Here is an 18,280-nt window from a genome sequence, read left to right on the forward strand (position 1 = left end):
CACCCGGGGCGAGCTGATGCACCTGGCCCTGATGTCCAGCGAAAACCGGGCTGCCCACGCCCTGGGCCGCACCTATCCCGGCGGGCTGGGGGCTTTCGTCGAGGCCATGAACCAGCGCGCCAGGCTGCTGGGCATGAACGACACCCGCTACGTCGAGCCGACCGGCCTGTCCAGCCGCGACCAGTCCAGCGCGCAGGACCTGGCGCGCCTGGTCGCCTTCGCCTCCAACGATCCGATGCTGCGCGAGTTCAGCACCACGCCCGAGCGGCAGGTGGAGGTGGGCAACCGCACGATGCAGTTCCACACCACCAACCGGCTGGTGAAGAACCCGGCCTGGGACATCGGCCTGCAGAAGACCGGCTACATCGCCGAAGCCGGCCAGTGCCTGGTGATGCAGGCCAAGGTGGCCGGCCGCAAGCTGATCATGGTGTTCCTCGATTCCGCAGGCAAACTCAGCCGCATCGGTGACGCCGAGCGCGTGCGCAAGTGGGTCGAGAACCACGCCCCCACCGGCGTGCCGCTGCCCTCGGGCAACACGCTGATCCGGCAGGTGAACGGCTAAGTACCGGAATACGGACTGCCGGACGCAAAGGGCGCAAAGGGTACGCAAAGGACGCAAAAGAAAACCCTCTGAGGTTTCTCTCTTTTTTGCGTCCTTTGCGTATCTTTCGCGCCCTTTGCGTCCGGTGGTTGGTCTTCTCAGGCCGCCATCCTCTGCGTCGGCGGCTTGTAGCCTAGCGCGGTGGAGATCTCCGCCGCCGTCGTCTGCAGCTTGCCCAGCCAGCTCTCGTCCAGCCGGTCCGCCGGGGCGGAGATCGAGAGCCCCGCCACCAGGCGCGCCTGGTCGTCGTAGATGCCGGCGGCCATGCAGCGCACGCCCAGTTCCAGCTCCTCGTTGTCGCGGGCGATGCCGTACTGGCGCGCCTTGGCCAGCTCGCGCTCCAGCACCGGCAATTGCGTGATGCTGTTCTTGGTGTGGCCGGCCAGCCCGGTGCGGGTGGCATAGGCGCGCACGCGCTGCGGATCGTCCGCGGCCAGGAACAGCTTGCCGGTGGAGGTGAGGTGCAGCGGCGCGCGGCCGCCGATCGCCCGCACCACCTGCATGCCCGAGCGCTCGCTGTAGGCGCGCTCGACATACACGATCTCGTCGCCCTGGCGCACGCTCAGGTTCACCGGCTGCTGGATCTGCCGGTGCAGCTCGCGCATGGGCACCAGCGCCGCGTCGCGCACGTTCAGCCGGGCCTTCACCAGGTTGCCCAGCTCCAGCAGGCGCATGCCCAGCCGGTAGCTGCCGGCCTCGGGCCGGTCGACGAAGCGGCCGGTGGCCAGGTCGTTGAGGATGCGGTGCGTGGTCGACGGGTGCAGGCCCGTCTTCTCGCTGATTTCCTTGAGGGAGATGGCTTCTTCCCGCGAGGCCAGGACGTCGATCAGCGCGAACATGCGCTCGATCACCTGGATGGTGGGCGTGGCGGGGCCCTGGGCGTCGGTTTTTCTCATGGAGGACTTGGAGTATGCCCCCGTATTTTATCTTGTGAAACCGCCCCGTTGTCTTCAGCGCGACTTGTCGCGTCGCAAAGCCTGTGCCGGTGGCGCCGGCCGCGACACGGCGGCCGGCTTCAGGTGGCCGTCGCCGCGCTTCCAGCTGCCTTCCACCAGCACTTCGTGCGGATGGAAGCGCGACTTGTAGTTCATCTTCGGGCTCTCCTCGATCCAGTAACCGAGGTAGACATGCGGCAGCTTCAGGCGCCGGGCCTGGTCCACCTGCCACAGCACGCTGTAGGTCCCGTAGCTGGCGTTCGGGTCCGGCTCGTAGAAGGTGTAGACCGCGGAAATGCCGTCGTTCAGCACGTCGAGGATGGACACCATGCGCAGCGGCCCGATGCCGCCATCGGGCTGCTTCTCGCGGAATTCCACCAGCCGCGAATTGACCCGGCTTTGCAGCAGGAACTGGGTGTACTGGTCGATGCTGTCGTGGTCCATGCCGCCGCCCGCGTGGCGGCCGGTCTGGTAGCGCAGGTACAGGTGGTAGTGCTCCGGCACGAAGCACAGCTTCAGCACCCGCGCCTGCAGGTTGGAATGCTGCGCCCAGGCGCGGCGCTGGCTGCGGCTCAGATGGAAGTGCTCCGCCAGCACGCGCAGCGGCACGCAGGCGCGGCAGCCGTCGCAGTAGGGGCGGTACGTGAACATGCCGCTGCGGCGGAAGCCGCTGGTGACCAGGTCCGAGTAGGCGTCGTTGTGGATCAGGTGGCTGGGCGTGGCCACCTGCGAGCGGGCCTGCTTGCCCGGCAGGTAGCTGCACGGGTACGGCGCCGTGGCGTAGAACTGCAGCGTCTGGAGCGGGAGGTCCTTGAGGTGCGTCACGCGGTCGTCGGGGGCGGCAAGACTGCGTTCCAGTATACGGGCTCGAACTGCCAAGGTGCGGGGCTGCGGCGCGCCTGCAGGGCCACTTGTTGCACAAATTCCGCGCGCGGGATCTCGCGCGCCCCCAGCGAGGCGAGGTGGCGCGTGTTCTGCTGGCAGTCGATCACGCCCACCTCCATGCGGCGGCACCAGGCCACCAGGGCCGCCAGCGCGATCTTGGAGGCGTCCGGCACCCGGGTGAACATCGACTCGCCGAAGACGGCGCGGCCGACCACCACGCAGTAGAGGCCGCCCACCAGGCGGTCGTCGACCCAGGTCTCCACGCTGTGGGCGAAGCCGGCGCGGTGGAAGGCCTGGTAGGCCTGCACCATCGCCGGCACGATCCAGGTGCCCGACTGGCCCGGGCGCTCGCTGGTGGCGCAGGCGCGGATCACCGCGTCGAAGTCGCTGTCGAAGCGGATCTCGCAGCGCGGGTCGCCCGCGAACTTCGCCAGCGTCTTGCGCAGCGACCGGTGCAGCTTGAATTCATCGGTGTAGAGGACCATGCGCGGATCCGTGCTCCACCACAGGATCGGCTGGCCCTCGCTGAACCAGGGAAAGATGCCGCTGGCGTAGGCGCGCTGCAGGCTGTCGACGTCCAGCGCGCCGCCGGCGGCCAGCAGGCCGGGAGCCGGCTGCCGCTGGTCCCAGGCCTGGGCCGGGTCGGGAAAGGGGTCGCCGGGTTGGAGCCAGGGGAGATGCATCGGAAGTTCGCGCGTCAGCGGTGCTGATTGTGCCCGGGCAGCGGCGCTGCGTCCTCCACTGCTGTGGCGGGTTGCGGCGGGATTGCAAGGTGCGTACGGGTGGAGCCGGCCCTTGCCGTGGCACGGGCTGTAGGCACGCGCCCGCCGCGCGCGTCGGACGGCGCGCCATCGTGCGCGGCTTCAGTGGCGACTACGCGGGCCGAAGGCGAATTCCGACAAGGCCGATGCAGGGCGCACACCAGCATGCGTTCGTCCCTTTCGAGGAGCCGCCATGCCCGATGAGAGCCGTGAATCCCGTGCAGAGACTCTCCCCATGCTGATGCCTTGGGGCGTGCCGCTGCCCGAGCGCGACGACGGCTACGGCGGCGCGGCCTTCTGGCTGGCCGGCGGCGCCTCTCTGCTGTTGTGGACGGCCGTCGCGCTGCTGCTCACCTCGGTCTGAACGCGCGACGCGGCGGTTGCAGCCGGGTTGGCCGGTGCGGCCCGTAGGCAAATGGGCAAGGTTCTGGAGCGAAAAAATCCAGAATCCCTACGGGCAGCATGTGCCACACTAAGCTCTGCCATGCGCCGCCAGCACCTTCCCGAATCTCCCGTGCGCCTGCTGCCGGCCGGCCGGCGCTGGGGCTTCGGCGCGCACAGCGTGCTGCCGTACCTGAGCCTGTCGTTGCAATCGCGTCCGGGCGAGGGCGGCGAGGCGATCCGCAATCCGGTGTTCCGGCAGATGGATGCCACGCTGCCGCCGGCGCGCAAGCGGCACTGAGCCGCGCATCTCCTTCGCACCTGGCAGCCGCTGCGCCGGCACCGGTCGCGCGCTGCCGCCAAGTAACCGCGCCGCGTCGAAGGCCAAGGCCCGCACGCGCGGGCCTTTTTTCTGCCCGGCGCATGATCGCCTTGCTCTCGCAAGGAGGCTCCCATGGCGCAATGGCGGAAGAGTTCCCCGGACGAGGTCTACTCGCCGGAGGAGATCAGGCAGAGGCTGGAAGCGGAGCTGCCGGCCTGGTACTACGAGGACGGCTGGATCCGCCGCAAGTACAAGACGAGCGGCTGGAAGTCCACCCTGATGGTGGTGAACACGGTGGGCCATCTCGCCGAGGCGGCCTGGCATCACCCGGACCTGACGGTCTCCTACGCGTTCGTGATCGTCAAGCTGGTGAACCACGCGGCCAAGGGCGTGACCGACAAGGACTTCGCGCTCGCCCGCAAGATCGAGGAGGTGCTGATGTGGCGTCCCTCCGCCGAGGAAGGCTCGCCGCTGGAAGGCACGCCGGACGACCCGCGTTTCAAGTACCTGAAGTACGACGCCGGCGACGCGGCGCCAGCGGGCTGAAGTACAGGCACAGCAGCAGCAGCGCCAGCGCGGCGGGCACCAGGTGCAGGTCGGTTGCCACCTGCGCCGGCCGCGCGAAGCGGCTGTCGGCCAGCAGGCGGGGCAGCGCCGCCGGATCGCGCAACGGCGCATAGCCGAGGCCGGTGCGTGCGGCCAGCCGGCGCAGGTGCGCCTCGCGCAGCTCGGACAGGTGCTCGCGCGAGGGCGGCTGGCCATCGAGGGCGGGCCGCTGCAGCACGTCCACCGCGCGCCAGTAGCCGATGCGCTGGCCCTCGCCGTCGGTGCGCGGGATCGGCTGCGGCACGCTGCCGCCGATGCCCAGCAGCCAGCCGCCCACCTGGCCGGGCTGCACGTCCTCGAAGTTCGGGAAGGCGTGCAGCGGCGGCGCCTCATGGCCGTCGGTGAGGAAGACCAGGGCCGGATGCGAGCCCAGCTCGCGCGCCGCGCGCACCGCCCAGAACAGGCCCTTGGCCACCTCGCTCGCATTGCCCCAGCGCATGCGGCCGTCGATGCCGGCCAGCGTGGCGAGCAGGTCCTCGTAGTTCTCGCAGACCTCCACCGGCGCCAGCAGCAGCACCGTGCGGTATTCGGTGAAGGCGGCCCAGCCCACGCGTGCGCCGCAGGGCAGTTCGGCCAGCGCACGCCGCGCCGCTTCGCGCGCGAAGGCGAGCCGGCTCACGCGTACGCCATCGAGCTCCACGTCCTCCACGTCCATGCTCTGGGTGATGTCGAACACCAGCACGGTCTCGGCGCGCTCGCGCTGCAGCTTCAACGGCGGCAGTGCCACCGCCAGCGCGAGCAGCGCCAGGGCCGCCACGAGCAGCAGGCTCTCGCGCAGCCAGTGCTTCATGGCAGGTCGCTCCGCATCAGGGGCGCGGTGGTGATGGCGCGTTCGCGCTGCACGTCGAGATCCTGGTCGGCGCTGGCCGATTCGTCGGCCTCGGGCGCGAGGCCCAGGGCGCGCTCCAGGTTGTAGCGAGCGTCCCAGTCGGCGGGGTCGGCGCGCAGGGCGTCGCGGTAGGCCTGCTTGGCCAGCTCCACCAGCGGCAGGGATTCGGTCGCGCGCGCGGGGCCTTCCTTCAGGGCCTCGCGCAGGTGCAGGTTGCCCAGGTTGTACAGGGCCGCCGGGCCGAGCGGGCCGCGCTCGCGCTGCGCCAGGGCCTTGTAGGCGGCCAGCGCCGGGTCGTAGCGGCCGCCGCGCGCCAGCGCGAGCGCGTGGGCGAAGCGAGCTTCGGGGAGGTCGCCGTCGGCCGCGGTGGGTTCGGCGGCCTCCGCGATGGCGCGGTTGATCCGCTGCGCCTGCGCGAGCCGCCAGGCCTCCAGCGCCACCGGCACGGCCAGCCCGAGGCAGGCCAGCGCGAACACGAGATGCACGATGCGCCTGCGCCTCATCGCCAGACCCTCACGGTGAGCGCGCGCAGCCCCAGCAGCAGCGCGCAGCAGGCGATGGCGACCACCAGCGCGGCGCGGCTGTAGTCCCGCCGCGGCACGCGCTCGACGTCCTCGAGCGGGAAGTTCTGCTGCCGGCCGACATCGGCCACCGCGCGGGCCAGGCTCTCCGGATCCTCGGCCTCGTAGGAGCGGTAGGCGCCGGGCAGGGTCTGGAAGAAGCGGTGCAGCGCGATCGCCGGCACCGACTCGCTGGCGTCGCCGGGCGTGTCCAGCCGCGGGCTGTTGACCGAGCGCAGGTAGATCCAGTTGATCGAGACCCGGTTGCGCAGCGCCGCCGTGCGCAGCCGCTGCTTCGTCGCCGCGTCGAGGCGGGCGCCGCCGTCGGAGACCAGCAGCACGATCCGGCTGCCGCTGTAGGCGCGGCGGTCGAACTGCGCGATGGCGGCGTCGAGCGCGCGGCCGACGTCGGTGTCGGCCAGGCCGCGGCCCACGCCGCCGGCGGCGATGGCGGCCTGCACCACGGCGTCATGCTGCGTGAAGGGCACCACGTGGATCGGGTTGGTGCTGAAGAACATCAGCGAGAAGCGGTCGTCCTGCCGCTCGCGCACGAAGCGCACCAGCAGGTCGCGCGCCGCCTTGCCCTTGGGCTCGCCGCGCGAGGCCGCCTGGTAGCGCACGTTGAGCGGGTCGATGCTGCGCCAGTCGCTCGGCAGCATGCGCTCGTCCATGCTGCGGCTGCGGTCGATCAGCAGCACGACCTCGGCGCCGCGGCCGGTGCGCGGCACCGTGGCCTCGGGCCGCACCGGCTGCGCGAGGGCGATCACGATGGCGAGCAGGGCGGCCACCGCCAGCAGCCGCCAGGCCCAGCCGAGCGCCGTGCCGAGGCGGTCGCGCGGCAGCCAGGCCAGGTGCGGAAACACCAGCGCGCGGCGCCGCTGCGCCAGCAGGGGCAACAGCGCGATCGGCAGCGCGAGCAGCGCCCAGGGCTGCAGCCATTGCAGCGCGATGTTCATGGTGCGTGCCGCCGTTCCAGCCGCCGCAGGGCGCGGCACAGGGCCTGCGCGGAAGCGGCGTCCGCGGGCAGGCCGCGGTCGAAGAAGAGGGCAGCCGAATCGGCGTAGAAGCGCGCGATCTGCGGCTGCAGCGGCTGCAGCCACGGCGCGCGGGCGAACAGCGGGGCGAGCGCGCCCGCGTGCAGCACGGCGCCGGCCGTGCGGTCGAAGGCCTGGTGCAGCGCGAGGTGGGCCGCGGCGGGATCGGCGCCCGCGGCGCGCAGCTGCCGCAGCGCGATGGCGAAGGGCTGGGTGCGGCGGGCACGCCAGGCGCTCCAGCCCGTGTAGCCCAGCCACGCACACAGCGTGGCGGCGAGCGCCGCCAGCCAGGTGGCCAGCCTTCGCACGATGGGCTCGGTGGCGATGGCGGGCGCGGGGCGGTCGGGGCGCAGAGGCAAGGCCTCGCCCGGCGCCGGCGCGGTGGTGAGGGGGCCGACGCTGATCGCCGCGGCCGGCACGCGCAGCGGCGGCGCACCCGCACGGCCCGCGAGCTCCCAGCCCGGCACCGGCACGCTGGCCAGCGCCCGTGGCGCGTTGACTACCTGGTACTCCAGCACCAGCCAGCGCTTGCCATCCGCGGCCGGCTCGATGCGCACGGCGCGGCGCTGCAGCCAGGTGTTGGCGCGCCCTTCCTCCGGCAGCGCGGCGGGTTCGAAGGCGACGCCGTCGCGCGCCAGCAGCACGCGCTGCGTGGCGATGTCGCCCACGCTGTAGCCGAAGGGACGCGGCTGCTGCACCACCGCCTCGCCGCCCTGCGCGAAGGCGGCGGCGCAGGCGAAGAGCGCCGCCGGCACAAGCGCGATCCGGCGCGGCGCCAGCGCGGGAGGCCGATCGGCGCTCACGCAGCCTCCTCCCACAGGTGGTGCGACAGCGCCTCGGCATCGAACACGCCTTGGAGGTAGAAAGGGCGCACGTCGTGCCGGCCGAACAGGGCGTCGAGCCCGGTGCGCCGCGCTTGCACCGCCTCGCGCCAGCGCGCGCGCAGCGCCGGACGCAGCCAGAAGCTGCGGCTGCCGCCGCCTTCCGCGTCGCGCAGCAGCGCCAAGCCGTCCTGCGCCGGCGGCTCGATCTCGGCCGGGTCCCACACCACGAGCGGCACCACGTGCGCCGGCGACAGCAGCTCCAGCACCTGCTCCAGCCCGGCCAGCGGCCAGTGGAAGTCGGACACCAGGAAGACGATGCCGCTGCGGCCGGCCAGCAGGGTTGCCGCTTCGCGCAGGCCTTCGATGCCGCCCGCGCCGCCTTGCGACTGCAGCAGCAGTTGGGCCAGCGTCTCGCCCATGCCGCGGTGGCGCCACGCGCTCACGCGCAGGTCGGCGCGCTCGCCGCGGTCGAAGGCCACCATGCCGAGGGCGTCGCCCACCCGCCAGGCGCTGGCGCCGAGCGCGCGCGCGAACTGCGCCACCAGCTCCAGCTTGCCGGGCGTGCCGAAGCGCATCGAGGCCGAGACGTCGACCAGCAGGTGCACCGCGATCGCCGCGCGCTGCCGATGCACGCGCACCAGCCACTCGAAGGGGACGCTGGCGATGCTGGCGCGCAGGTCGAGCCGGCGCGGATCGGGCCGGGCGTAGAGGCTCTGGTGGGTGACGAATTCGAGGCCGGCGCCGAGCGCCGTGGCGGCGTGGCTGCCGGCCCGATGCCCGGGCACCTTGCGGGGCGAGCGGTAGCGGAATTCCTGCACGGTGTCCATGGCCTGCCCGCCGCGCGTCGCCGCCTTCAGCGCGGGGTCGGCACGCGCTGCAGCACCTGCGCCGTCAGCGCGTCGGCGATCTGCGCGTGCCGCATCTCGTAAAGGGGCGAGAAGAAGACCCGATGCCGCATCACCGGCGCGAACACCGCGGCCACGTCCTCCGGCCGCGCGTGGTCGCGGCCGGCAAGCCAGGCCACCACGCGCGCCGCACGCACCAGGGCCATGGCGCCGCGCGGGCTGGCGCCGGCAAGCATCAGCCGGTCCATTTCCACGCCTTCGAGCTGCACGTCGAAGCGCTGGGGCGCATGCGTGGCGTCCCACAGGTCCATCACGTAGCGCTGCAGCGCAGGCGTGGCCGCGATGCTGCCCTGCACGGTGGCGGCGATGCCGTTCAGCTCGCTGGCCGCCACGATGCCGCGCTCCACCCGCTCCAGCAGGCCGTCGACGTCGTGGAAGGCGGGGTCGAACACGATCGCCTGGCGCGCCTCGGCTTCGGCCGGCGCGCCCATCTGCAGCTCGAACATGAAGCGGTCGCGCGCCGCCGCCGGCAGCTCGAAGGTCTCCTCGCGCTCCAGCCGGTTGCGGTCGGCGAACACCGTCAGGTGGGCGAAGCGGAACTCGCGGTTGAAGGCCGCCACGCTGCGCTCGGCCATCGCGCGCAGCAGCAGCGCCTGCACCTGCGGCCGGGCGCGGTTGATCTCGTTGAAGAAGAAGGTGGCGAGCGCGTCGCCGTGGCGCAGCAGCGGGCCGGGCTCGATGCGGGGCCTGCCTTCGTCGTCGACGTAGGTGTGGTAGACGAGGTCGCCCGGCATCAGGTCCACCGTGCCCTCGATGCGCTCGAAGGCGCCGCCCACGGCGCGCGCGAAGGCGCGCAGCACGGTGGTCTTGCCGACGCCGACGTCGCCTTCGAGCAGCACGTGGCCGCGCGCGAACAGCGCCACGTTGATCATGCGGATGGTTTCCTGCTGGCCGATCACGGCCTGGCCCACCGCCTGCTCGACGCGCAGGGCGCGCTCGCGCCAGTCCTGCAGCAGTTCGTCAGTGCGGCGCATCGAGGAGGCAGCTCTTGCGCGCCTGCGCCTGCAGCTGGCGGAACTTGCGGATCTGCACCTGCAGCGGCTCGACGTCGCGGATGTAGGAGCCGCGCTCGCCGCCGATGCTGTTGGCGTTGGCCGCCGTGCTCATGGTGACGAAGTCGTCGTAAGGCACCTCCTGCGCGATCCGGTCGATCACGCAGGAGCACTTGTTCAGCAGCTCGTAGTGCCCGCCCGGGAAGCTGCGCATGCAGGACTCCACGTAGGTGACACGTTCGGAGGTGGGGTAGTCGTGGGCGTGGACCCACGCGGGCGCCGTGGCGAGCGCGGCGGCCATCCAGATGAAGCTCGTGGTTCGTGCGCGCATGGTCAGTTGGACTCGGCTAGGGTGAGGGTGCGCTGTGCGCGGGGCGTGGCGCCGGCGGCTTCGCCGGGCAGCAGGGCGCGCAGCTGGTAGACGCCGCCGGGCACGGCCTCGGCCAGCACGATGGCGTACTCGGTGGCCGCCTGCTCCTGGAAGCGGGCGCGGAAGGGGTCGTCGAGGAAGGGCACCACGCGCACCAGCCGCGCCGGCACCTCCTGGGTGCCCCAGCGGATGCGCGTGTCGCTCACGGTGGCAGCATCCGCCAGCGCCTGGCGGATGCGGCGCCGGAAGTGCGCCGCCTGGCCGCCGGTGAGGCGCTGCAGCCGCCGCACTTCGGCCTCGAGGAAGTACAGCACCACCGGGTTGCCGCGCGCCTGCGGGACGTCCGGCAGGTTCACGGCCAGCGGGCCGCTCAGGTATTCGCCGTGCACATCGCAGCAGCCGGATGCGCCGTTGCTCAGGGTGAGGACGGCGCGGTCGTTGACCGCCGGCTTGCCCTGCGCCTCCTCCACGTAGTCGTAGCGCAGGGCGCGTGGCTGGCGGCTGTTGGCCAGGTGGTCCTGCATGAACACCAGCCGCTCCGCCTCGGACGGTGGCGGCGAAGCGGCACCGGAGGCCGGTGCGGCGGGCGCGGGCTGCGCGAGCGCGCCCGGCGCGGCCACCGCGAACGACAGCGCCGCTGCGCAGGCGAGCGTGGCGATCCTGCGGGCCATGCTCACTTGCCGGCCGTGGGCGTCGCTTCCTCCACGAGCGGCACGCCGTACTCGCGCAGGATGGCGAGGATCTCGCCGCGGTGCCGTGCGATCAGGTCTTCGATCTGCTTCTTCCACTGCGGCTCGCCGTAGCGCACCCCCATGGCCATCGCGTAGTCGAAGGGCAGGCCGGGCTCGGACTTCATCGGCGCGACCTGCAGCTCGGGCGACTGCACGCGACGGGCGAAATAGCCGGCGATGGGTCCCCAGACGATGGCGGCGTCGATGCGGCCCTGGGCCAGCTCGCGCTCGATGATCTGGCCGGGGTACTGCTCCGGGTCGGGGCTCATGATCGGATAGGGCACGCCCCGGTCGACCAGGTTATGGCGGGCCAGCCACATCGAGGCGGGCGAGCGGTCGTACACGCCGATGCGCAGCGTGCGCAGGCGCTCGGGCGGCAGCGCCAGCAGGTCGTCGGAGCTGCGCACGTGGTCCATGCCCTTGCCGCGCGGGAACACCAGCGCGTAGGTCGAGCGGTAGTAGGGCTTGGTGGCCGAGACCTGGTCGAAGCCGGCCGGCACCCCCATCACCACGTCGCAGCGGTAGTCTTCCTCCGGCAGCTTGTAGCGCAGCGTGTTGCGGATGAAGGCCAGCCGGTTGGGGAAGGAGTAGTAGGTGACGGGCAGGCCGAGATCGCGCGCGAACAGCTCCGCGATCTTGTTCTCGAAGCCCTCGCCGGTGGTGTTGGAGAACGGCAGGTTGTTCGGATCCTGGCAGACGCGGAACGCCTTGCGCGGCGGATCCTCGGGCGCGCCCTGCGCCAGCGCCGTGCCGGCGAGGCAGGCGAGCGCGGCCAGCGCCAGGCCCGCGAGGATGCGCGCCTTCATGATCCGCCTCCTGGCATCAGCTCCACCTTGGAGCGGGTGATCGCGCCGTCGGAGCGTCCCTTCAGGTACGCATACAGCGCGTCGATGTTGTCCATGACCGTCTTGTTGGCGCTGAAGCTGACCATGCCCTTCTCGAGCCGGCCGTCGCGCACGGTCTTGACGAATTCTTCCTTGGTGAGGGTCTTCAGGCTGTTGAGCAGGGACGGCCCCACCAGGCCTTCCTGGTTGGCACCGTGGCAGCGGTCGCAGGCCGCGGCGCGCCAGGTGCGAAAGCCGGTCAGGGTGAACTGATCCACCTTGTACCCGTCGACGACCTTGTAGGGCTTGTCTTGGGCGCTGGCCGGCAGCTGGGGCGCCAGGCTGGCCGCGGCCAGCGGCAGCGCCAGCAGGACGGCGCGCGCGATGTTGGACTTCATGGTTCGGATTGCCTTCCAGGGACTGCAACTACAGGAAAAGGCGGTCGCGCGCAACGACTCGCGCGACCGCCCCAGGCTCAGGCCACGATCAGTTGGGGAGCGTGAAGACCGTCAGCGAGCCGCCCAGTTCGGTGTACTGGTTCAGTTCGCGATAGCCGCCCACGGCACCCAGGCCGTCCGTGTCCTTCTCCAGGCCCGCGGCCATGCCGATGCCGGCCCAGCCACCGATGCCCGAGAACACGCCCATGTACTGCTTGCCCTTGTGCTCGTACGTGAACACGTTGCCGATGATCCCGGAGGGCGTCTTGAACTTGAACAGTTCCTTGTTGATGTTCTTCGCGTCGACGCACTTCAGGTAGCCTTCCAGCGTGCCGTAGCAGGACAGGCCGCCGGCCGTGTTGAGCGCACCGCTCCAGACGGAGAACTTCTCGGCCTTGGTCTGCACGATCTTGCCGGTGCCGGCGTCCCAGGTGATGTAGTTGCCCATGCCGCCGTGGCTGCCGGGCGCCGGGTACATCGACAGGGTGGCGCCGACGTAGGGCTGGCCGGCCGTGTATTCGACCTTGAACGGCTCGTAGTCCATGCAGACGTGGTTGGTCGGCACGTAGAACAGCTTGGTGTTCGGGTCGAACGAGGCCGGTTGCTGGTCCTTCGAGCCGAGCGCCGCGGGGCAGACGCCCTTGGTGTTCACGTCCGGGCCGTTGGCGGCCGTGGAGTACTTCTTCACCGTGACGGGGCGGCCGGTCTTCATGTCGACGTGGGTGGCCCAGTTCACCTTCGGGTCGTACTTCTCGGCGACCAGCAGTTCGCCCGTGACGCGGTCCAGCGTGTAGCCGAAGCCGTTGCGGTCGAAGTGCACCAGCGCCTTGCGCGGCTTGCCCTTGACGTTGATGTCGGCCAGGATCATCTCGTTGATGCCGTCGAAGTCCCACTCGTCGTAGGGCGTCATCTGGTAGGCCCACTTGGCCATGCCGGTGTCGACGTCACGCGCGAAGATCGTCATCGACCACTTGTTGTCGCCGGGGCGTTGCGCCGGGTTCCAGGTGGAGGGGTTGCCGGTGCCGTAGTAGAGCAGGTTGTTGGCCTTGTCGTAGCTGTACCAGCCCCAGGTGGTGCCGCCGCCGATCTTCCACTGGTCGCCCTGCCAGGTCTTGAGCGACGAATCCTTGCCGACCGGTGCCATCTTGCCGTCGGTCCAGGTCATCGTCTTTTCCGGGTCGATCAGCATCTCGTTGTCGGGCCCGGTGCTGTAGGCGCGCCAGACCTGCTTGCCGGTGTTGATGTCGTAGGCGGTGATGTAGCCGCGCACGCCCCATTCGCCGCCGCTGATGCCGGTGATGACCTTGTCCTTGAAGACGTGCGGCGCGTTGGTGTTCACCGCACCGAGCTTCGGGTCGCCGTTCTTCACCGACCAGACCACCTTGCCGGTGTTGGCGTCGAGCGCCACCAGCATGCTGTCGGCCTGCTGCAGGAAGACCTTGCCTTCGGCATAGGCCAGGCCGCGGTTGACGGTGTCGCAGCACATCTGCGGGATCACCGCCGGATCCTGCTTGGGCTCGTACTTCCACTTGATCTTCTGGGTGTTCAGGTCCATCGCGAACACCTTGTTGGGGAAGGGCGAGTGCAGGTACATCGTGTCGCCGATCACCAGCGGCGAGCCTTCATGGCCGCGCATCACGCCGGTGGAGAAGGTCCACGCGACCTGCAGCTTGCCGACGTTGCCGGTGTTGATCTGCTTGAGCTTGCTGTAGCGCTGGTTGAACATGTCGCCCGCCTGCGTCGCCCAGTTCTTGGGGTCGGCGATGAGCTTCTCCACGTCCGCGTTGGCATGCGCCAGCGTGGGCAGGATGAGCATTGCGGCGGCGGCGATGAACTGCCGCCACGGGACACGGGGTCTCTTTACCATCATCATTGCCTCCTTCGGTTTGCCGCGGACGGCGGGAATCAGCTGGCCTGGAACGGATGGGTGGCGGTGGCCTTGCGGGCCACGACGTCGGCGGCGGAGGGCTCGCGGCTGACGGCGCGCTTGATCGCCTCCTTGGTGGCGCGGTAGTTGAAGTCCTGGATCTTCTTGTCGTCCTCGGCCTGCCAGTGGATGAACACGCCGACGCAGATGAACAGGTCGTCGGCCTCGTTCTTCGGGATCGTCTCGTCCTCGACGCAGTCTGCGACGGCCATCGCGACGGCGTGCTGCGCGGGCCCGAACATCTGCACCGCCTGCTTGGCACCCTTGATCGTGACCTTGTTGAACAGGATCGTCGCCGGCTTGGTGAGCAGGTTGGGCGCGACGACCGCCAGCAGCGAGGTGAAGCCGTCCTTGTTGTTGGTCAGCGCGTTGGCGAAGGCCGTTTCGGCCGGGGAGCCGCGCGGCCCGATGATGAGGTCGATGTGGGCGACTTCGTTGCCCTCGCCGACGAGGGATTCTCCAACCAGCATGCGGTCGATCTTGGCCATGTGCGTTCCTCCGGTCCGTTGTGGGGGATGGGATACGCCCGGCTTCCGCCGCGGCGCACGAGCGGACTCACATATTCCATGCCGGATCGACTCAGTAGAAACGCGGAGATGCGGGGCAAGCTTCCGTCAGGGCCGCCGCGAGGGCCACGGCCACGCAGAGATCGGCGCTGGTGCCGGGGTTGAGCGCGCGTGCCTTGAGTCCTTCGTCCCAGGCCGCGAAGGCGGGATCGTCGTCCAGCAGCTCGCCCCGGCGGGCCCGCTCGCGCCAGTGCGCCGCCTCCCCGATGACACAGTGCGCCACGGCGTCCCCGTGCTTTCGCACAATGTGTGAGTCGGGCAGGGCGGCCAGGAACTCCAGGAAGGTCGCCTGCATGGCACGGGCGGCGCCGCGCGCGCGGGCAGCGAGGAAGGCCGGCAGCCCCAGCCCGAACACGTCGGGATAGCCGTGCTGGTACTGCCAGGCGATGCGGTCGCGGTGGGCGGCGAGCGCCATCGCCTCGCGCAGGCCCACGGTGGGTGCTTCGGCCACGTCCTGCGCCGGCGCGCGCCCCAGGCCGCCGGGGCGGGCGAGGGCGATGGCGCGGTAGGCGGCGCGGGCGTCCTCGACGTCCAGGGCCTGCAGCACCTCCTCCAGCGCGGCGCGCAGTCCCTCGGCCCCACCGGCGCCGCCGCAGCGCTCGAAGGCGGCCAGCAGCGGCGCGCACAGCAGCACGATGCCCAGGTTGGTGTTGCAGTGCGTGGCCTGCCACGCGGCGCGCACGGCGACCTCGATGCGCTCGCCGACCCGCGCACCGGCCGAGCTGATCGGGCAGGCCGCGGCGGCGGCGCTGGCCTTGAAGTGCTCCGCCTGCATGCCGTGCCCCGGCGAGGCGATGCTCACGTTGCCCGGCTTGCGCGCCTGCACGTCGAGCGCGCAGGCGCGCAGGAAGGCGCGGCGGCCGAACGCCGCCCGGTCGAGGACGGCCAGCCCGTCCACCGCCTTCACGCCTGCCGGCGCAGCGCTTGCCCCGAGCATTTGCGGTCCAGCAGGTCGTGCACCAGCGCCTGCGCGATGTTGAAGGAAGTGACGCCCTGCAGGCCCTGCCAGGCGGCGACCCCGTTCACCTCGATCACCTGCGGGCCGCCCGCGGCAGGCAGCAGGTCGACCCCGGCGTAGTCCATGCCGAGCGCGCGGCTGGCCGCCTCGGCGAGCCGGGCCAGCTCGGGCCCGATCCCTTCGGCGAGCGACTGCGGCTCGCAGCGGGCCCCGCGCGCCACGTTGTGCACCCAGTCGGCGCTCACGCGCCGCATCGCGGCCAGCGCGGTGCCGCCCACGACCAGCACGCGCCAGTCGTGGCGTGGGGCGTCGACGAAGCGTTGCAGGTAGGCGAGGCCGCCGTAGTCGCCTTGCAGCGGCGGCAGCGGCACGTGCGCGCCATCGACCCAGCCGACCCGCTGCAGGCCCTGGCCCTGGGAGCCGAACAGGGGCTTGAGCACGAGGGAGCGGCCGGCCGCACTCTCGCGGGTGACGAGTTGCTGCGCGGCCGCCACCGATTCCATCGCCCAGGTCGCCGGCGTCGGCACGCCGGCCGCGTGCAGCAGCACGCTGGTCATCGACTTGTCGACGCTGCGCTCGATGGCCCGCGCGTCGTTGTAGACCGGGACGCCGAATTCGCGCAGCGCGTGCAGGATGCCCAGGCGCTTGGTGACCTGCTCGAAGCTGCCGGCGGCGATGCCGCGCACGATCACGGCGTCGGGCAGCGCCTCGCCGAAACCCGGCAGCACGAGGCCGTGCCAGGACTGCGCGGTGGCGATGCGGCACTGCGCCAGGTCGATGCAGCGCCCGCTGCAGCCGCGCTCGCGCAGGGCACGCAGCAGCTGGCGGGTGTGCCAGCCCGTCTCGTCGCTCATGATCGCCACGCGCAGTCCGGCGCGCAGCGGCAGGTCCGATACGCTCATGCTTCCTGCCACAGCTCGCGCAGCAGGCCCATGCGAACGCCGCCCGCGTGCCAGGTGCGGCCGGAGCCGAGGTGGCTGACCCACACTTCGGCCGGCGCGAACAGGGCGCCATCGAGCTGGTAGAAGTCGTGCCCGGCGGCCTCGAACAGCTCGCCGAAGGAGCGCCCGTAGTCGCGCGAGTTCTGCGAGGGCAGCTTCAGCGCCAGCTCGCGCGCGGCCTCGGCTTCGCCGGCGACCGTCAGGTGCACCTGGCCGCCGTAGAGGATCGCGTCGTTGGTGCGCGCCATGGCCTGCAGGGTGTCCGCGCCGACGGCGGGCAGCGGCGCGCAGGCGCTGCCTTCGACGATGTCGTGCAGGGCGAAGCCGAGTTCGTGCGCGCGGTGCAGGGCGACCTCCAGCACGCGGGCGACCACCTGCGTCGTGCCGGCCAGGCTGGCGGTGGGGGTGAGCACGATAGAAAGGCCCGCGGCTTGCAGGCCGCAGTCGCGCAGCACCTTCTCGATCACCACCGGCGGCGGCGCGCGGTCCACTTCGAGCACCAGCACGCCGCAGTCGGCCCGGTCGCGGTAGTCCAGTTCGGCGAACAGCGGCTCCTTGCCGGCCAGCGCCCGCGCCGGGCCGGAGCCGAGCGCGAAGAACTTCTTGCCCCCGGTCTCCTCCTTGCTGGCCGCGAGGCTCCAGCCTGCGTACTGGCTGGCCAGGCAGGCCAGCACCGGCTGCGAGCTGCGCACGTGCAGCCAGGTGGGCCAGCCTTCGCGCGGCAGGGCGGCCAAGCGCACTTCGCCCAGCCCGCCCATGCACAGGGCGCCGACCTGCAGGCCGGCCGCGATGCTGCCCGGCGCAGCGATGCCGGCATCAACCAGCGTGACGCCGGAGGAGTCGCGCGTCACCGCTACCCGCAGGCGCGCAGCCTCGGCCACGAACTGCTGCAGCAGCGGCGCCGCCAGCGCATTGACGCTCGTGTTCATGCCATCAACTCCTCGCACGGGCTCAGGCGCCGCAGCACCTGGCGCGCCCGCGCCTCCAGTTGCACCAGCACGGCCTCGGGTTGCGCGCCCTCGGCGCTGACGCTGCACACCGGCTCGCCCGTGCGGAAGCGCAGGCCGGGCGCCGGCAGGTCGTGGTGGTGCGGCGACTGCGCCAGTTCGGCCGCGAGCGAGAGCCCGACGCGGGATTCGCGTTCGGCGAAGACGGTGAAGGAGCCGCGCAGGCCCGGCGCATGGGCCGGCGAATCCGCCGGCAGCTGCCCATGCACCGCGTGCACGTGGGCGCGCAGCAGGCCGCCCGGCCAGGCGCGCGCATGCAGCCCCATGCTGGCCGACGGCCGCGCATTGATCTCCAGCAGCCAGAGCGCGCCCGCTTCCGCGATGAAGTCGAGGCTGCACAGCCCCCGCAGCGCCAGCGCGGGCACGAGCGCCGCCAGGGCTTCCTGCACCGTGCGCGCCAGCACCACGTTGCGCACGGGCCCGATCGCGCCCGCATACACGCAGGGCGACGGGCCGACCGGACGCACGATCAACTGGTTGAGTGCCACCACCCGCGCGCGCGCGCCGTCGGCGAGGAACAGCGCCGACATGGGCTCGCCGCGCTGCATCCGCTGCCAGTACACCTGTGCGCCGCTGCAGCCCTCGGCGGCGAGGCGGATGTGCCAGCCGCCGGAACCGGCGGGGCACTTGGCGAGCCAGCCTTCCGGGTCCGCGGGTGCCTGGAAGGCCACTTCCGGGTGCGGCAGTTGCAGCCGGTCCAGCAGCGCGAAGAAAGCGGCCGGATCGCGCACGCGCTGCAGCGCCCCGGCGGACATCCCGAGCAGGGGCAGGCCATCGACCTGCGCATCGAGCAGCTCGGGCGCGGCCTCGAAGCCGCTGCCCGCCACCCAGCCGATCACGCGCGTCTCGTGCGACGCGCGCTGCAGGGCCGGCAGCAGCAGCGC

22 protein-coding genes and 1 pseudogene are annotated in these 18,280 nt (G+C 71.5%); 4 read left to right on the plus strand and 19 right to left on the minus strand.

Features of this window, described 5'->3' with window-relative positions; translation table 11 throughout:
• Positions 1–562 (plus strand): annotated as a pseudogene (locus tag VFM98_RS18900) (hypothetical protein); the annotation flags it as partial.
• A 137-nt stretch (positions 563–699) separates the two neighbouring features.
• Here the strand turns inward: VFM98_RS18900 and VFM98_RS18905 are convergent.
• Genes VFM98_RS18905 through aat form a run of 3 tightly spaced genes read right to left on the minus strand, consistent with a single transcriptional unit; the run spans position 700 to position 3,104 of the window.
• On the minus strand, positions 700–1,497 hold the full coding sequence (locus tag VFM98_RS18905) for an IclR family transcriptional regulator (RefSeq protein ID WP_325111443.1): 798 nt from the start codon (positions 1,495–1,497) through the stop codon (positions 700–702).
• Positions 1,498–1,551: 54 nt separating this feature from the next.
• The gene (locus VFM98_RS18910; protein ID WP_325111444.1) at positions 1,552–2,361 is read right to left on the minus strand and encodes an arginyltransferase; all 810 of its coding nucleotides are present in this window, start codon (positions 2,359–2,361) and stop codon (positions 1,552–1,554) included.
• Positions 2,358–3,104 (minus strand): leucyl/phenylalanyl-tRNA--protein transferase, encoded by a 747-nt coding sequence (gene aat / locus VFM98_RS18915; RefSeq protein ID WP_325111445.1) that lies wholly within the window; start codon positions 3,102–3,104, stop codon positions 2,358–2,360. The genes VFM98_RS18910 and aat overlap by 4 nt, the downstream gene beginning before the upstream one ends.
• Positions 3,105–3,417: 313 nt before the next feature.
• Here aat and VFM98_RS18920 point away from each other — a divergent pair, with 313 nt between their 5' ends.
• The 3 genes from VFM98_RS18920 to VFM98_RS18930 all read left to right on the plus strand — a co-directional run bounded on the left by VFM98_RS18920 (position 3,418) and on the right by VFM98_RS18930 (position 4,431).
• A complete protein-coding gene (locus VFM98_RS18920) occupies positions 3,418–3,546 on the plus strand; it encodes a hypothetical protein (protein WP_325111446.1) in 129 nt (42 codons plus the stop codon).
• A gap of 120 nt (positions 3,547–3,666) precedes the next feature.
• Entirely contained in the window at positions 3,667–3,864 is a 198-nt protein-coding gene (locus VFM98_RS18925) for a hypothetical protein (protein ID WP_325111447.1), read from the plus strand.
• A 153-nt stretch (positions 3,865–4,017) separates the two neighbouring features.
• Positions 4,018–4,431, plus strand: a complete 414-nt coding sequence (locus VFM98_RS18930) for a 4a-hydroxytetrahydrobiopterin dehydratase (RefSeq protein WP_325111448.1) — start codon at positions 4,018–4,020, stop codon at positions 4,429–4,431.
• Here VFM98_RS18930 and VFM98_RS18935 read toward each other — a convergent pair.
• The 16 genes from VFM98_RS18935 to VFM98_RS19010 form a co-directional block, all read right to left on the minus strand.
• Positions 4,385–5,281 (minus strand): MxaL protein, encoded by an 897-nt coding sequence (locus tag VFM98_RS18935; RefSeq protein ID WP_325111449.1) that lies wholly within the window; start codon positions 5,279–5,281, stop codon positions 4,385–4,387. The genes VFM98_RS18930 and VFM98_RS18935 overlap by 47 nt on opposite strands.
• Complete coding sequence (locus VFM98_RS18940) at positions 5,278–5,823, minus strand: MxaK protein (protein WP_325111450.1); 546 nt, start codon at positions 5,821–5,823, stop codon at positions 5,278–5,280. Before VFM98_RS18940 ends, VFM98_RS18935 begins: the two co-directional genes overlap by 4 nt.
• Positions 5,820–6,836 (minus strand): vWA domain-containing protein, encoded by a 1,017-nt coding sequence (locus VFM98_RS18945; protein ID WP_325111451.1) that lies wholly within the window; start codon positions 6,834–6,836, stop codon positions 5,820–5,822. The genes VFM98_RS18940 and VFM98_RS18945 overlap by 4 nt, the downstream gene beginning before the upstream one ends.
• Complete coding sequence (locus tag VFM98_RS18950; RefSeq protein ID WP_325111452.1) at positions 6,833–7,717, minus strand: calcium incorporation protein MxaA; 885 nt, start codon at positions 7,715–7,717, stop codon at positions 6,833–6,835. Before VFM98_RS18950 ends, VFM98_RS18945 begins: the two co-directional genes overlap by 4 nt.
• The gene (locus tag VFM98_RS18955; protein ID WP_325111453.1) at positions 7,714–8,565 is read right to left on the minus strand and encodes a DUF58 domain-containing protein; all 852 of its coding nucleotides are present in this window, start codon (positions 8,563–8,565) and stop codon (positions 7,714–7,716) included. Before VFM98_RS18955 ends, VFM98_RS18950 begins: the two co-directional genes overlap by 4 nt.
• A 26-nt stretch (positions 8,566–8,591) precedes the next feature.
• A complete protein-coding gene (locus VFM98_RS18960) occupies positions 8,592–9,617 on the minus strand; it encodes a MoxR family ATPase (RefSeq protein ID WP_325111454.1) in 1,026 nt (341 codons plus the stop codon).
• Positions 9,604–9,966, minus strand: a complete 363-nt coding sequence (locus VFM98_RS18965; protein WP_325111455.1) for a hypothetical protein — start codon at positions 9,964–9,966, stop codon at positions 9,604–9,606. The genes VFM98_RS18960 and VFM98_RS18965 overlap by 14 nt, the downstream gene beginning before the upstream one ends.
• Before the next feature lie 2 nt (positions 9,967–9,968).
• Complete coding sequence (locus VFM98_RS18970) at positions 9,969–10,676, minus strand: hypothetical protein (RefSeq protein WP_325111456.1); 708 nt, start codon at positions 10,674–10,676, stop codon at positions 9,969–9,971.
• Between the two features lie 2 nt (positions 10,677–10,678).
• Positions 10,679–11,542 carry a substrate-binding domain-containing protein gene (locus VFM98_RS18975; RefSeq protein WP_325111457.1) on the minus strand — a complete coding sequence of 288 codons (864 nt, stop codon included), beginning with the start codon at positions 11,540–11,542 and terminating at the stop codon, positions 10,679–10,681.
• Complete coding sequence (locus VFM98_RS18980; protein WP_325111458.1) at positions 11,539–11,958, minus strand: cytochrome c; 420 nt, start codon at positions 11,956–11,958, stop codon at positions 11,539–11,541. The genes VFM98_RS18975 and VFM98_RS18980 overlap by 4 nt, the downstream gene beginning before the upstream one ends.
• 88 nt (positions 11,959–12,046) lie before the next feature.
• Positions 12,047–13,813 (minus strand): methanol/ethanol family PQQ-dependent dehydrogenase, encoded by a 1,767-nt coding sequence (locus tag VFM98_RS18985; protein WP_325111464.1) that lies wholly within the window; start codon positions 13,811–13,813, stop codon positions 12,047–12,049.
• A gap of 89 nt (positions 13,814–13,902) precedes the next feature.
• On the minus strand, positions 13,903–14,412 hold the full coding sequence (gene fae / locus VFM98_RS18990) for a formaldehyde-activating enzyme (protein ID WP_325111459.1): 510 nt from the start codon (positions 14,410–14,412) through the stop codon (positions 13,903–13,905).
• A gap of 91 nt (positions 14,413–14,503) precedes the next feature.
• Positions 14,504–15,427, minus strand: coding sequence for a triphosphoribosyl-dephospho-CoA synthase (locus VFM98_RS18995; protein WP_325111460.1), 924 nt, complete (start codon positions 15,425–15,427; stop codon positions 14,504–14,506).
• A complete protein-coding gene (locus VFM98_RS19000) occupies positions 15,394–16,350 on the minus strand; it encodes a RimK family alpha-L-glutamate ligase (protein ID WP_325111461.1) in 957 nt (318 codons plus the stop codon). The genes VFM98_RS18995 and VFM98_RS19000 overlap by 34 nt, the downstream gene beginning before the upstream one ends.
• Entirely contained in the window at positions 16,347–17,318 is a 972-nt protein-coding gene (mch, locus tag VFM98_RS19005; protein ID WP_325111462.1) for a methenyltetrahydromethanopterin cyclohydrolase, read from the minus strand. The genes VFM98_RS19000 and mch overlap by 4 nt, the downstream gene beginning before the upstream one ends.
• Positions 17,315–18,280, minus strand: a 966-nt coding sequence (locus VFM98_RS19010; RefSeq protein WP_325111463.1) for an ATP-grasp domain-containing protein, incomplete at its 5' end; no start/stop codon positions are given. The genes mch and VFM98_RS19010, both read right to left, overlap by 4 nt.

The sequence above is a fragment of the Ramlibacter sp. genome, assembly GCF_035706265.1.
Taxonomy (GTDB): Bacteria; Pseudomonadota; Gammaproteobacteria; order Burkholderiales; family Burkholderiaceae_C; genus Ramlibacter.

What these genes read in the sequence shown, in the direction of transcription:
- VFM98_RS18905 (WP_325111443.1), bottom strand. Translation starts at nt 1,497, where the DNA reads ATGAGAAAAACCGACGCCCAGGGCCCCGCCACGCCCACCATCCAGGTG.
- aat (WP_325111445.1), bottom strand. Translation starts at nt 3,104, where the DNA reads ATGCATCTCCCCTGGCTCCAACCCGGCGACCCCTTTCCCGACCCGGCC.
- VFM98_RS18920 (WP_325111446.1), top strand. Translation starts at nt 3,418, where the DNA reads ATGCTGATGCCTTGGGGCGTGCCGCTGCCCGAGCGCGACGACGGCTAC.
- VFM98_RS18925 (WP_325111447.1), top strand. Translation starts at nt 3,667, where the DNA reads ATGCGCCGCCAGCACCTTCCCGAATCTCCCGTGCGCCTGCTGCCGGCC.
- VFM98_RS18930 (WP_325111448.1), top strand. Translation starts at nt 4,018, where the DNA reads ATGGCGCAATGGCGGAAGAGTTCCCCGGACGAGGTCTACTCGCCGGAG.
- VFM98_RS18935 (WP_325111449.1), bottom strand. Translation starts at nt 5,281, where the DNA reads ATGAAGCACTGGCTGCGCGAGAGCCTGCTGCTCGTGGCGGCCCTGGCG.
- VFM98_RS18940 (WP_325111450.1), bottom strand. Translation starts at nt 5,823, where the DNA reads ATGAGGCGCAGGCGCATCGTGCATCTCGTGTTCGCGCTGGCCTGCCTC.
- VFM98_RS18945 (WP_325111451.1), bottom strand. Translation starts at nt 6,836, where the DNA reads ATGAACATCGCGCTGCAATGGCTGCAGCCCTGGGCGCTGCTCGCGCTG.
- VFM98_RS18955 (WP_325111453.1), bottom strand. Translation starts at nt 8,565, where the DNA reads ATGGACACCGTGCAGGAATTCCGCTACCGCTCGCCCCGCAAGGTGCCC.
- VFM98_RS18960 (WP_325111454.1), bottom strand. Translation starts at nt 9,617, where the DNA reads ATGCGCCGCACTGACGAACTGCTGCAGGACTGGCGCGAGCGCGCCCTG.
- VFM98_RS18965 (WP_325111455.1), bottom strand. Translation starts at nt 9,966, where the DNA reads ATGCGCGCACGAACCACGAGCTTCATCTGGATGGCCGCCGCGCTCGCC.
- VFM98_RS18970 (WP_325111456.1), bottom strand. Translation starts at nt 10,676, where the DNA reads ATGGCCCGCAGGATCGCCACGCTCGCCTGCGCAGCGGCGCTGTCGTTC.
- VFM98_RS18975 (WP_325111457.1), bottom strand. Translation starts at nt 11,542, where the DNA reads ATGAAGGCGCGCATCCTCGCGGGCCTGGCGCTGGCCGCGCTCGCCTGC.
- VFM98_RS18980 (WP_325111458.1), bottom strand. Translation starts at nt 11,958, where the DNA reads ATGAAGTCCAACATCGCGCGCGCCGTCCTGCTGGCGCTGCCGCTGGCC.
- VFM98_RS18985 (WP_325111464.1), bottom strand. Translation starts at nt 13,813, where the DNA reads ATGCTCATCCTGCCCACGCTGGCGCATGCCAACGCGGACGTGGAGAAG.
- fae (WP_325111459.1), bottom strand. Translation starts at nt 14,412, where the DNA reads ATGGCCAAGATCGACCGCATGCTGGTTGGAGAATCCCTCGTCGGCGAG.
- VFM98_RS18995 (WP_325111460.1), bottom strand. Translation starts at nt 15,427, where the DNA reads ATGCTCGGGGCAAGCGCTGCGCCGGCAGGCGTGAAGGCGGTGGACGGG.
- VFM98_RS19000 (WP_325111461.1), bottom strand. Translation starts at nt 16,350, where the DNA reads ATGAGCGTATCGGACCTGCCGCTGCGCGCCGGACTGCGCGTGGCGATC.
- mch (WP_325111462.1), bottom strand. Translation starts at nt 17,318, where the DNA reads ATGAACACGAGCGTCAATGCGCTGGCGGCGCCGCTGCTGCAGCAGTTC.